Consider the following 13252-nt stretch of genomic DNA (forward strand, 5'->3'; position numbering starts at 1 on the left):
TCATTAATGATTCATGCGCCACATACAGACCTTTCCAGAGAATCTTATTCTCTACGATTTTGTACGTTGCCCCCGTAGAAGCCGTATGTCATCTTCTCAGGCTCCTCCACGTCTATATGGTAGAACAAACAAATCCCTGCCCATTGGCAGGGATTCGATTGTTATTTGCACATAATGCCTCGCTGGGTGCTCTCGAGGAAACGGATGATATCACGTATCTCGGGACTGTCGGGCACCTGCTCCCTGATCTGGTTGATCACATCGAACGTGCTGGTCTTACCATGGAACAGCAGACGGTACGCATTGGCGATATGCTTCTGCACCTTCGGGTCGATGCCGGCCTCGTTCATCATCGTGGTGTTGGGACCACCATATTTCAGCGGTTTACCACCCGCCACCAGGAACGGAGGTACATCGTGTGAGAACGTACAACCAGCCTGGATCAGTGACAGACGACCGACACGGGTATTGGCATTCTGGATCGCACTACTGGAGAAAATCACACCATCGCCGATCTCACAGTCGCCAGCAATCTTCACACCATAGCCGAACACACAGTGATTGCCCACCACGGTGTCGTGACTGATATGCGTACCCTCCAATAAGAAATTGCCGTTGCCGATGACCGTCACACCATCCTGCTGAGTGCCGCGGTTGATCACCACGTTCTCGCGGATAACGTTGTTATCGCCAATCCTCACATACGACTTGGCACCACGGAAATTGAAATCCTGTGGCAAGGCAGCGATCACACTACCCTGATGGATCTTATTGTTATTGCCGATACGCGAGCCGTCGCAGATGGAGACAAAGGGGAAGATGATACAGTTGTCACCAATCTCCACATCGTCCTCGATATACACGAAGGGGAATATCTTACAGTTTTCACCGATCTTCGCCTTTGGGCTTATCTCGGCTTTAGGGGAAATTTCACTTGCCATATATAATACAATTAAGTTGTAGTTTATTTAACACCGCCACCTAAGGCCTGATACAGGTTCACCACAGACTGCATCTTGTAGAACTGATCCTGTACCTCGGAGATCTCGGCATTAAGCAGGTTGCTCTGGGCAGAGATGACCTCGAGATAGGTGGTGTTGCTGGCCGACTCCATCAACCGCTTGGTGTCCTCGACATTCTGCTTCAGTACGGCGACACGCTTACCGTCAAGGGTAGCCTTTTCGGCATAGGAGTTGTAGCTGACGAGAGCGTTAGACACCTCGTTGCCGGCCTTCAGAATGGCGCTCTGCCAGTTGTTGAAGGCCTGCTCGTACTGGGCCTTGGCCACCTTCAGACCAGCAACGATCTGACCGTGCTGGAAGATGGGCTGCACAAGACTACCGACAGCAGAGAGAAGCCACTTGCCAGGGTTCACCAAACCGTTCTGGTTGGTGAAAGCCGCCGTACCCGTGACCGTGATGTTCGGATAGAAACGGCTACGGGCCGTCTCCACATCATAGAAGCACTGGGCCAGCGCCATCTCCTTGGCATGGACATCGGCACGGTTGTTAAGCATGCGAAGAGCGACACCCGTCGAGAGATCGGTGGGCAGTGTCTGACCGTCGAAACGGCCACGGCTGATGGTCTGTCCCGACTGACCGAGCAGCAGGGAGAGAGAGTTCTCCATCTCACGGACCTGACGCAACAGGTCGACCTTCTGCGACTGCACACTGTAATAGGCGGCCTCGGCACTCTGCACAGCCGTAGAACGATAGCCGATACGACTGTCCTTCATCACCTGCATCTTCTCCCAGGTCTCCTTGGTCAACCGCTCCATATCACTGACGATCTCCACCTGACGGTCGAGCATCAGCAGCGTGTAATAGAGGTTGGCGATGCCGGAAATAAGGTTGCACTTCACCACCGTCTGGTAGTCCTTCGTGGCCACGAGCTGCATCTGTGCAGAACGCTTCACGCTGAGCAGGTTGCCGAAGAGATCGACATTCCAACTGGCACTGACAGGCAGCGTGTATGACTTCGTGGCGGCAGCACCGTCGAACGAGGTCAGCGTTCCCTGCGGAGAGAGCGCCAGCGAGGGCAGGAAGGCCAGCTTGGCAATCTTCAGCGCCTCGTTGACCATCTGCACGTTCAGCGCAGCATTCAGCAGGTCGGGATTGTTCTGCAAGCCCGTCTCGATGAGTGTCTGCAGCTGCGGGTCGGTGAAGACACTACGCCACGGCATGTTACCGAAAGACGTCGTGTCGGTCACTGCGAGCGTATCCGTCAGAGAGACGGGATCACGGACGATACCCGTCACATCCACATCAGGGCGCTCGTACTTATTATAGAGTCCGCAGCTCGACAGCAGCAGGGCTGCGGACATGTATATCATCAGTTTCTTCATATTACTTTTCATAATCAACGGGTTTTGAATGCGCATACTGTGCCAACTCGGCAGCCACCTCAGGATTCTCCTCGTCCTCGAATTTCATCGGCGAGATCTTCTCCTGCAATGACTGGAAGATCACGAAGAGCGTAGGTACCACGAAGATCTGGAGCAACGTACCAATGAGCATACCACCCACGGCTGCCGCACCCAGCGTCTGGTTACCATTCTTACCAACACCCGAAGCGAACATCATCGGCAGCAGACCGATGATCATAGCCAACGAGGTCATCAGAATCGGGCGCAGACGAGCGGCAGCACCAAGCACTGCCGACCATGAGATAGCCATACCCGTCTGACGACGCTCAAGAGCGAACTGTACGATCAGGATGGCGTTCTTGGCCAACAGTCCGATCAGCATGATCAGCGAGATCTGCATATAGATATCGTTGGCATGTCCGAAGATCATGGTGAACAGATAACAGCCCGCCAGTCCGAACGGCACAGAGAGCACCACTGCCAACGGCAGGATGTACGACTCGTACTGGGCCGAGAGGATGAGGTAGATGAAGATGAAGCAGAGCACGAAGATCAGGCCGGTGGTATTGGAAGCCTTGGCCTCCTCACGTGTCAGACCCTGATAGTCGTATGAGTAACCTGCCGGCAGCATCTCGGCAGCAATCTCCTCAGCCGCCTTGATAGCCTCACCCGTAGAATAGCCGTCGGCCACCGTCGCCGTCACATTGATACTCGTGAACAGGTTGAAACGGTTGATGTTCGACGGACCATAGACACGCTCCAGGTTACAGAATTCCTGAACGGGTGCCATACCCGATGGCGTGCGTACATATATATTATTAAGCGACTCCGGTGTCATGCGGGTCTCGGGCGATGCCTGCACCATCACACGGAAGAGCTTTCCGTAAGCATTGAAGTTAGAGGCATACAGTCCACCATAGTAACCCTGCAAGGTAGAGAGGATCGTCTGCGGAGAGATACCGCTCTGCTTACACTTTGCCACATCGATATGGATCATGTATTGCGGATAGTTGGGGTTATAAGAGGTCTGAGCCATCTGGAACTCCGGACGTTTGTTCAGTTCCGCAATGAAGTCCTTCACTACACCATAGAACTTGTTCAGGCTACCACCGGTACGGTCCTGCATCACGATCGACACACCACTGTTGGCAGAGAAACCAGGAATCATAGGCGGTTGGAAGGCCAGGATAGAGGCATCCTTGATATGAGCCGTCTTAATGAAGATCTGGGCGATGACACCCGTGGCGTCCGACGGATCGAGGAAGAAACGGTAAATACCGTCACCTTGCCACAGACCCGATATCTTCCACCACAAACTCTTCTGACGCTCCTTGAACGGCTTCAGCTTGATGATGAACGTAGCCTGGTCGGAACCGGAACCAGCGATGAAGTTATAACCCTGGATCTGCTCACGGCTCTGGATGGCTGGATCGGCAGCGAGGATCCTATCCACCTCGTCGATCACCTGACGCGTACGAGCCACCGACGTAGCAGGAGGCATCGTGATAGTACAGAAGAGCGTACCCGTATCCTCGGAAGGTACAAGGCCAGACTTAGCGGTGAACATCGTTGTAGCAAGTACAGCAATACCAACAATCACCGAGACGATGATGACCACGGGCTTGCGCACCAGTTTCTCCACGATATTCTTATACTTACCCAATGTGGTATCGAAGGCCGTATTGAACGACTGATGGAAGCGGTCGATGCGTGACATCTTACGCTCGCGTCCCTCGGCATCGTGAGGTTTCAGGAAGATCGCACAGAGTGCCGGCGACAGCGTCAAGGCATTCAAAGCCGAGATGAAGATGGACACAGCCATGGTAACACCGAACTCACGATAGAACGTTCCAGACGTGCCACCGATGAACGATACCGGAATGAACACCGAGGCCATCACCAGTGTGATGGAGATAATGGCGCCCGAGATCTCGTTCATGGCATCGATAGAGGCGGTGAGCGATGACTTGTAGCCCTGGTCGAGCTTGGCATGCACCGCCTCGACTACCACGATGGCATCATCGACCACAATGGCGATGGCCAACAACAAGGCCGACAACGTGAGCAGGTTGATGGAGAAACCCATCACACTGAGGAAAAAGAACGTACCGATCAACGATACTGGTACAGCAATCAACGGAATCAGCGTCGAACGGAAGTCCTGCAGGAAGATGTACACCACGATGAACACCAGGATCAATGTCATGAACAAGGTGAACACCACCTCTTCGATAGAAGCATATAGGAACTCTGTCACATCGTAGTTGATCTTATAGGTCATGCCCGGTGGAAAGAGTTTTGCCTGCTCCTCGAGCTCGGCCTTCACCTGCTTGGCAATCTCGTTGGCATTAGAACCAGCAATCTGCTGCACCATACCCATCACCGAGGGTTGGTTGTTGTTCTTCATCGAGACGGAATACATCTGACCGCCCAACTCGATCTTAGCCACGTCCTTCAGCTTCAAGGTGGTACCATCTGCATTGCTCTGGATAACGATATTGCCAAACTCCTCGGCGGTCTTCAGACGACCCGTGTATCGCATAGCGTACTCATAGGCCACATCAGAGCGCTCACCAAAGGTACCAGGAGCTGCCTCGACATTCTGCTCAGCCAATACGTTACTGATATCGCTTGGCATCAGGCCGTACTGTTTCATCACATCAGGCTTCAGCCAGATACGCATCGAGTAGCTCTTCAATCCAGGCGACTGAACGTCGCCCACGCCCTGGATACGCTTGATGGCTGGAATGATGTTGATATTATTGTAGTTCGTGAGAAACTCATCATCATAGCGTCCATCCTCTGAGGTCAGCGTGAACATCATCACCTGTGAGGTCTGACGCTTCATCACGGTCACACCGATACGTGTCACTTCGGCCGGCAGCAGTGCCAAAGCCTGCTGTACACGGTTCTGTACGTTCACGGCACACATATCGGCATTCATGCCCTGACGGAACAGCACCTGGATGCTGGCCGAGCCCGAGGAGGCCGTCGAACTCAGATAGTCCATACCCTCCACACCATTGATGCTCTCTTCGAGCGGTACGATAACGGAGTTCTTCACCGTCTCTGCATCGGCACCAGGATAGCTGGTCATAACCACAACGGTAGGCGGTGCGATGTCCGGATACTGCTCAATAGGCAAGGTGGCCAAGCCGATGAATCCCAGCAAGACAATGACAATAGAAATCACCGTCGACAGCACTGGGCGTTTTATAAATGTTGTAAAAGTCATACTTGCTTGTTTTTGGGGTCAAGGAGTCGGGAGTCAAGAGACGCCCCGATACCTTTTGTTATTTTTTCATGGCAGAAACAATATCACCGGCAGACATAGCCTTAGCCTGCTCGTCGATCTTCTGCTGATAACGCTCCGGCGTGATGGGCACAATCTCCATACCATCGGTCAACTTCGTGATACCGTTGGAGACATACTTATCGCCAGTCTTCAAACCGTCGATGACGATGTAGTTATTACCATCGTTCTGCGGATCGACCATAATCTCGGTGTACTTCACCTTGTTGTCCTTGCCAAGGGTGTAGACGAACTTCTTGTTCTGTACCTCGGAGACACAACTCTGCGGGATGACGATAGCGTCGTTGTTCAAGCGCGGGATAACGATAGAACCAGAGGCACCACTCTTCAGCAGTCTCTCGGGGTTGGTGAACACGGCAATCATCTGGATCGTACCCGTTCCTGGATCGATCACGCCACTCATTTTGGTTACCTTACCTGTATGTCCATAGATGGTCCCGTCGGCCAACTGAAGCTGTACCTCAGGCATAGCCTGTACGGCACCATTCAGACCGCCTTCCGATTTACCCATCGCCAACACATCCTTCTCGTTCATGGAGAAGTAGACCTCCATGGAACTAATATTTGAGACGGTGGTCAACGTGTTAGCTGCACTCACCAAGGTACCCACCTTGAAGGGAAGCATACCGACGACACCTGCTGCAGGACTCTTTACATAACAATAGCTCAGCATTTCCTTGGCAGAGGCAAGGGCTGCCTGAGCCTGTGCCAGACCGGCCTTCGCACTTTCGTATTGGTTGGTTGCCGACTGGAGTTCAAAATCACCGATGACCTTATTCTCATACAAGTTCTTGGAGTTCTCATAGCTCAACTTAGCCGTATTACATGAAGCCTGAGCCGTATTCACCGCAGCCTGGGCCTGACGCACCTGAGCCTGATAGGTCACATTGTCGAGTACAAACAGAATCTGACCAGCACTGACCGTCTGACCTTCCTTCACATGAATCTGAGTAATAAAGCCCTGTACCTTCGGATGGATCTCCACATCCTGCACTCCCTTGATGGTTGCAGGGTAAGTAGACTGCATCGTCGTGTTCGACGTTCCGACAGTCACCACAGGATACTCATTGTCGCCAAAGCTTGCACGACCGCCACCACCACACGAAGAAGCCAGCAGTGCTACGGCTGCAAACAAACAGAATTTGTTCTTTTTCATACTTATTTTAAACTAGTTTATCTTTTCCAAAACGGTTCAAATAACGAAAACTAAAATATATGCTTTCAGTTTTCGAGTTGCAAAGATACGAAAAATATATCTTTAGATATATCTCCGTACTAGAATTTTAACAAAGTTTATTGGCTGTTATAGTTTTATATAAATCTTCTTCCGATACAGCACATAGCCAAGCAAGAAGTTCAACAGAACGAAACAGACCGCGTAAGTCAGCGAAGCCCACTTCAAGGGAGGGATGATGGCATGAATAGCCCCATAAACCATTCCCAATAAGCCTATCTGTTTCAGGACAATGGCCAACAGCTCTGCCGATATATAAAGGGCCAGTGCATTCACACCAAAAACATGAAAAGGCATGAGCCATGAGGAAGGAATTACAGGTCGTTTTCCATCATCATTCATGTCAATAATATTCATCAATAGAGCCTGAAGCAGAGCAGCCAGACCACAGGTCACCATCACATAGCTGGGACTCCATATCCGTTTGTTCAGCGGAAGACCATACGACAGCAGGTAACCACCTATCACCAAGACGGTTCCAACCACAAAGAGAGCGATAACCTTCTGGGCGACCGTCTCACGAGTCTTGATAAGTCGGCCACAATAGAAGCCGATCAAGACATGTGCCACGGCCGATATCGTACCCAGAAGACCTTCCGGATCGACCGGGCTCTTATGATAGATATGTTGATAGCCGAACACCTTCAGGTCGGCCTGCGCCAGAATATTGACGTCGGCATCGTAGGCATAGCCGTTGCCCAGGATAAGGATCAGCGAGTAGACGACCAACAGGAGGGCGGCGACAGAGAGGATATGACGATGATTCCCGAAAAGGGCGAACAACGATACGATGCCATAGCAAAGGGCTATACGCTGCATAACGGCCCAGACACGCAGATGACCGAAACACAGAAGATCGCCTTCAACAGCATGATCGAACCAGTTGATGAAAAGACCGATGGCAAAAAGCAGCACCGTACGTTTCACAATACGTCGTACCACAGGAGCCGAGGGCTGAAAGGCCGACTTCGACAGGGAGAGATAGCACGATACACCCATGATGAACAGGAAGAAGGGGAACACCAGATCACAAGGCGTCAGACCATTCCACTTCGAGTGCTGAAGCATCTCGAACGACTCGTCCCAGCCATTGTTGACCAAGATCATTCCTGCTACGGTCAAACCGCGTAATATATCAAGACTTAATAAACGCTGACTTTGTACTGCCATTTTGAGAATGAATAATGATGAATACCTGAGAAAGAAGAAATCAGTGACTATTGCGGGAGGAGCAGCTGCATGACTTCGCGGGCGATATCGACAGGCGAGCCTTCCGCTACAGCGGAATAGGGATTATGCTGGAGGGTCCACGGCTCCTCCATCGCATAGTAATCGAGCCTCACCTCCTGTGGCAGCGCCATCTGGAAGAGTTCCGCGGCCGTCTTGTTGGCATGAGGACCACCACCCAACAGTTCTGGCTGAGGAGCCGTCTGCGCCTGCATCTGAGCCATCAGCGCATCGAAATAGGTCTTCCACCGGACATAGTAGAAATCCTTCAACAGTCCCTGCCACTCCTTATGGGCATAGTCGCGCAAGCCACCCGTATCAGCACAGTAACGATTTCCCCACGTCGTGATCTGCACGCGAGCATTCCACTCATAGAGCTCTTTCTCTTCGGACGTCGTGCCACAGCGACGAGCCGCCTCGGTCCAGTGGCCCAGACGGAACTCCGAGCGTGTACCCAAGAGCTTATCCTGCATCAGCAACATCTTGAGAAAGCGCTGCGCATCCTTGTCAAACCCCTGACGTGCAAAGGCCTTATAGTCGGCTATGGTATGTTGATATTGCAAACGAGCCTGATCGGCCAGTGCCTGACGCGTAATATCAACCAGATCGTATTCGAAATTATTGTTTCCACGATACTTCTCCGCCACGCTGTTCATGAGTCGTGCCGCCTCACGAGTATCAGAAGGATCGTAATAATTCTTCATCTTCGACCATGAGGAAGCCTGGAAGTTATTGAGCGACGGACGACCGCAGAAGATACTCTCGTGAGGACCCTGTTGGTTGTTACCCGCAGGACAGTTATAGATACTCTTTGCAAGAATCATCCATGCCTGTTCGATGACGGGATCGTCTACCCCATAGCGTGCCTTCACGTAATTCTTCACCCATGTCTCCTTCGCGAACTTCTCTGGTCGCCAGGGCAGTTCACTCATCAGTTCAAACATCACGGGGTTGTTCTCCGAGCCCTCCATAGTGAAACCTATACCCTTTGGGCTTTGGACTTTGAACTTTGAACTTTGAGTATGTTCCGTAGAATAGAAGTTGTCAAGGAGCTGATCCATACGTCCATGCAGACCGACATTCGCCCCGAAGTTCTCGAGCATACAAAAGAGCCAGTGATGCTGTTTGTATCCCTGCTCGCGCCTCCAAATGCTGGGAATGCCAAACATCGGCCGACACTCCGAGAAGAGGTCGAGCACCAGCAGGTCGCCAGCCTTCATACCATCGACCATCGCTGGGCGCGGGTTCTCCGTCCATCCCTGTATCACCCACACCGCCTTGGGGTTTACACGTTTCATGGCCGTCATCATCGCCTCACCCGCCTTGGCATAGTTGATGGAGGCATCGTCGCTACTCTCATGGAAGGGATCCATGGAGTAATAGTCGGCCTTCCCGAACAGTCGTGTCAGTTCCTCATAATATATCTTGGCAATCTCTGCAAAGCGCGGATCAGTGGGAAGCAGATTGGCTGGTCGCTGGAAGCCATTCCATAGTCCGGCATCAGCTACGTTCAGTCCCAACTTCTCCTTGGCATCATGAGGTACCATCCCACAATAGCCCGGCAGTACAGGATGCATATCGAGCTGTTTCATACGAGTCAATATCTGCTTCTGGAGCTGCTCCTGACGGGTATACCACGAAAGCGGCAGCGGACCACCCCATCCTTCGAGGTTGTTCATCTCCCACCATGCCAGGAAGGCAGGACCCGCGATGAACGCCCCCACCTCCTGCTCCGTATATCCGAGCCTCAACAGCATATGACGCCATACACACTCCTCACCGACGATGGCCAGCGGCAGATTAACGCCATGGAGAGCTAGCCAGTCGATCTCCTGCTCCCATCGTTTCCAGTCCCAGAAGGCCATCGAATAAGAAAAGGTGCAGTAGTTGAAGGCATAACGTTGCGACAAGTCCGTTTCATGGCGCTCTCTCTGTTTCACTGCCGGCAATACGACAGGCAGTTTTGCCTGCATCTGGTTCCATGAAAGATGGATGCTTGCATAGTATTTCAGGTACCAGTTAACGCCCGATGCAATGTTCACCCACGTGTTACCACGCACCACGACCCGTCGACCCTGCTGATCCAGCTCGAAAAAGTCTTTCTGACTCTTGACCCGTTCAATCTTAAACTTAGCCGAGGCGCCCTTATCGATACGCTCCAGCAGGTCATCCACAGGATTGGACCACACCTGCATCGACAGCAGGATGGCCACAATGGTTAGCAGTTTTCTCATATATCAGTTCTTCGCTATATCAGTTTCATCTTCTTCGCCTTGTCCATCAGCAACTGCATCAACGGCTCACGCTCGTTCTCCACACGGTTGTCAAGGACGGCATCCTTCAAGTATTGCTTCAGAACGCCCACCTCGCGACTCGGCTTGAGATGGAAGATCTCCATAATCTCGTTGCCATCGATGACAGGCTGCAGCAGTCGAACATAGTCTTTCTCCTTCAAGTCGGCCAACTTTTCGCGCACCATACGGAAGTTCTCGCGAAACATCTTCTTGCGCACCTCGTTCTTCGAAGTGATATCCGCCTCGCAGAGTGTCATCAAGTCGTCAATATCCTCGCCGGCATCGTTCATCAGGCGTCGGACGGCAGAGTCGGTCACCTCATCGTCGGCAATGGCTATAGGACGCATGTGCAGGTCGACGAGCTTCTGTACATACTTCATCTTCATATCCATCGGCAACATCAGGCGACGGAAGATCAGCGGAACCATCTTCGCTCCGATTGTGTTATGATTGTGGAAGGTCCAACCGATGGCAGGATCCCAGCGTTTCGACTTCGTCTTGCCGATGTCGTGCATCAAAGCCGCCCAGCGCAACCACAGATTGTCAGACTTAGAGGCCACGTTATCCAGTACCTCCAGCGTGTGATAGAAATTATTCTTATGCGCCCTGCCGTTCTTCTGTTCCACGATATCAAGAGCAGCGAGTTCAGGCAGGATGATGTTCAGCAGTCCACAGCGTTGCAGGTCGACGAAACCCTTCGAAGGGAAAGACGACAGCATGATTTTGTTAAGCTCATCCTTGATACGCTCACCACTGACAATCTTAATTCGTTCTGCCATCCGTTCCAATGCCACGAAAGTCTCCTCCTCGATCTGGAAGTTCAGTTGGGTGGCAAAGCGGATGCACCGCATCATCCTCAACGGATCGTCCGAGAAGGTAACATCCGGTTCGAGTGGCGTAGCGATGATGCCATCCTCGAGGTCGGCCAGACCGTTGAACGGATCGACCAACTCACCGAAACGTTCTTTATTCAGGCAGATGGCCATGGCATTGATGGTGAAGTCGCGACGGTTCTGGTCATCCTCCAGGGTTCCATCCTCAACGATGGGCTTCCGCGAGTCATGACGATAGCTCTCCTTACGGGCACCTACGAACTCCACCTCGTACTCCTTGCCTTTCTGACGGAACTTCACCTGAGCCGTTCCGAAGTTTCGGAACACAGAGAGGTGCGCCTTCCGTCCCACCATCTTCTTCAACTCCTCGGCCACGGAGATACCACTGCCCACGACCACCACGTCGATATCGTTTGAGGGTCGTTCCAGGAAAATATCACGGACATAACCACCCACCACATAGCACTCCAGACCCAATCGGTCTGCTGCCTCACTAATCTGATGGAATATCTCCTGATCTAATATCTCCGCCAGTTCTTCGTCGGAATATAATTTCATCGCTTATTCGTCTTTGAGAGTGCAAAGATACAACAAAATCCCCACATTTCCGCCTTTTCCCGTCTTTTTCTTTGTTATATCAAAGAATAAACCATCCCTCATCCCGACGCAACTCACCCCTACCCATCAACAATTTATCAGGATTTCTTGGTAATACGAATGATTTGTTGTATTTTTGCAGGCAGATTATCCATCACACCACTAAAACTATTAAATAACAGAAATGAAGAAAAACATTTTCATGACAGCTGCCATCATTGCAGCACTGTTTGTATCACTGTCTGGTTTCGCTCAGACAGACAAGGTCAATAACTTCCGCATCAAGCGTGGTACGAATGTGAGCCACTGGCTCTCACAGTCGGAACAGCGCGGCGAGGCCCGTAGGCTCCATATCCAAGAGGACGACTTCGAGCGCCTTGAGGCACTGGGGTTCGATTTCGTACGTATCCCCATCGACGAGGTACAGTTCTGGGACGAGCAGGGCAACAAGTTGCCTGAGGCCTGGGAACTGCTGTCCAAGGCCCTTGACCAGGCACGAAAACACAATCTCCGCGCCATCGTCGACCTGCACATCATTCGTTCGCACTACTTCAACGCCGTAAACGAAGGCGCTCAGGCAGCCAACACTCTCTTTACCTCAGAGAAATCCCAGCAGGACCTCATCAATCTTTGGTATCAGCTTTCCGACTTTCTGAAAGACCGCAGCTGCGACTGGGTAGCCTATGAGTTCATGAACGAGCCTGTGGCCGACGAGCATGAGCAATGGAACCAGTTGGTAGCCAAGGTGCACAAGGCCCTCCGCAAGGTAGAGCCTCAGCGCACACTAGTCATCGGCTCCAACCGCTGGCAGGGTCACGAGACGATGAAATACCTGAAAGTACCCCAGGGAGACAAGAACATTATCCTCTCTTTCCACTACTACAATCCGATGATTCTAACCCACTATGGCGCCTGGTGGCACCCAGTAGGCAAGTACACCGGCAAAGTGAACTACCCCGGTGTGTTGGTATCGAAAGAGGACTATGAGTCTGCCCCCGATGCCCTCAAGCCCGAATTAAAGCAATACACGGAGCAAGTATGGGACATCAACACCATCCGTGCGCAGTTCAAGGATGCTATTGAGGCCGCCAAGAAATACGGTCTGCAGCTGTTCTGTGGCGAGTGGGGTGTCTACGAGCCCGTGGATCGTGAACTGGCCTATAACTGGACACGCGACATGCTAACCGTGTTCGACGAGTTTAATATCGCCTGGACCACCTGGTGCTATGATGCCGACTTCGGCTTCTGGGATCAGCAGCGCCACACCTACAAAGACCGTCCGTTGGTAGAGCTCCTGATGTCGGGCAAGAAACTAGGCGAATAGGACCCCCGAATAATGTAAAGAAAAATACACTACATATCTCGCTTTTGAATGATTAACCTTCAGAA

General features: G+C 51.9%; 8 protein-coding genes. 1 reads left to right on the forward strand and 7 read right to left on the reverse strand.

Annotation, left to right across the window (positions count from 1 at the left end; translation table 11 throughout):
• Window positions 1-161 precede the first annotated feature (161 nt).
• The 7 genes from lpxA to BMY63_RS06760 all read right to left on the reverse strand — a co-directional run bounded on the left by lpxA (window position 162) and on the right by BMY63_RS06760 (window position 11824).
• Window positions 162-941 (reverse strand): acyl-ACP--UDP-N-acetylglucosamine O-acyltransferase, encoded by a 780-nt coding sequence (gene lpxA, locus BMY63_RS06730; protein ID WP_091915573.1) that lies wholly within the window; start codon window positions 939-941, stop codon window positions 162-164.
• Between the two features lie 23 nt (window positions 942-964).
• Window positions 965-2344, reverse strand: coding sequence for an efflux transporter outer membrane subunit (locus BMY63_RS06735; RefSeq protein WP_091915863.1), 1380 nt, complete (start codon window positions 2342-2344; stop codon window positions 965-967).
• Window position 2345: 1 nt separating this feature from the next.
• The gene (locus tag BMY63_RS06740) at window positions 2346-5600 is read right to left on the reverse strand and encodes an efflux RND transporter permease subunit (RefSeq protein WP_091901416.1); all 3255 of its coding nucleotides are present in this window, start codon (window positions 5598-5600) and stop codon (window positions 2346-2348) included.
• Window positions 5601-5658: 58 nt separating this feature from the next.
• Window positions 5659-6834, reverse strand: coding sequence for an efflux RND transporter periplasmic adaptor subunit (locus BMY63_RS06745; protein ID WP_091901414.1), 1176 nt, complete (start codon window positions 6832-6834; stop codon window positions 5659-5661).
• A 147-nt stretch (window positions 6835-6981) separates the two neighbouring features.
• Window positions 6982-8082, reverse strand: a complete 1101-nt coding sequence (locus tag BMY63_RS06750; RefSeq protein WP_091901412.1) for an acyltransferase family protein — start codon at window positions 8080-8082, stop codon at window positions 6982-6984.
• A gap of 47 nt (window positions 8083-8129) precedes the next feature.
• Complete coding sequence (locus BMY63_RS06755) at window positions 8130-10373, reverse strand: alpha-N-acetylglucosaminidase (protein WP_091915575.1); 2244 nt, start codon at window positions 10371-10373, stop codon at window positions 8130-8132.
• A gap of 14 nt (window positions 10374-10387) precedes the next feature.
• Window positions 10388-11824 (reverse strand): CCA tRNA nucleotidyltransferase, encoded by a 1437-nt coding sequence (locus BMY63_RS06760; protein ID WP_091901407.1) that lies wholly within the window; start codon window positions 11822-11824, stop codon window positions 10388-10390.
• 223 nt (window positions 11825-12047) lie between these two features.
• Between BMY63_RS06760 and BMY63_RS06765 the strand changes: the two genes are divergently transcribed.
• Complete coding sequence (locus BMY63_RS06765; protein WP_091915577.1) at window positions 12048-13187, forward strand: glycoside hydrolase family 5 protein; 1140 nt, start codon at window positions 12048-12050, stop codon at window positions 13185-13187.
• The last annotated feature ends 65 nt before the right edge of the window (window positions 13188-13252 follow it).

It is taken from the genome of Prevotella aff. ruminicola Tc2-24, assembly GCF_900110895.1.
Lineage (GTDB): Bacteria > Bacteroidota > Bacteroidia > Bacteroidales > Bacteroidaceae > Prevotella.

What these genes read in the sequence shown, in the direction of transcription:
- lpxA (WP_091915573.1), bottom strand. Translation starts at nt 941, where the DNA reads ATGGCAAGTGAAATTTCCCCTAAAGCCGAGATAAGCCCAAAGGCGAAG.
- BMY63_RS06735 (WP_091915863.1), bottom strand. Translation starts at nt 2,344, where the DNA reads ATGAAGAAACTGATGATATACATGTCCGCAGCCCTGCTGCTGTCGAGC.
- BMY63_RS06740 (WP_091901416.1), bottom strand. Translation starts at nt 5,600, where the DNA reads ATGACTTTTACAACATTTATAAAACGCCCAGTGCTGTCGACGGTGATT.
- BMY63_RS06745 (WP_091901414.1), bottom strand. Translation starts at nt 6,834, where the DNA reads ATGAAAAAGAACAAATTCTGTTTGTTTGCAGCCGTAGCACTGCTGGCT.
- BMY63_RS06750 (WP_091901412.1), bottom strand. Translation starts at nt 8,082, where the DNA reads ATGGCAGTACAAAGTCAGCGTTTATTAAGTCTTGATATATTACGCGGT.
- BMY63_RS06755 (WP_091915575.1), bottom strand. Translation starts at nt 10,373, where the DNA reads ATGAGAAAACTGCTAACCATTGTGGCCATCCTGCTGTCGATGCAGGTG.
- BMY63_RS06760 (WP_091901407.1), bottom strand. Translation starts at nt 11,824, where the DNA reads ATGAAATTATATTCCGACGAAGAACTGGCGGAGATATTAGATCAGGAG.
- BMY63_RS06765 (WP_091915577.1), top strand. Translation starts at nt 12,048, where the DNA reads ATGAAGAAAAACATTTTCATGACAGCTGCCATCATTGCAGCACTGTTT.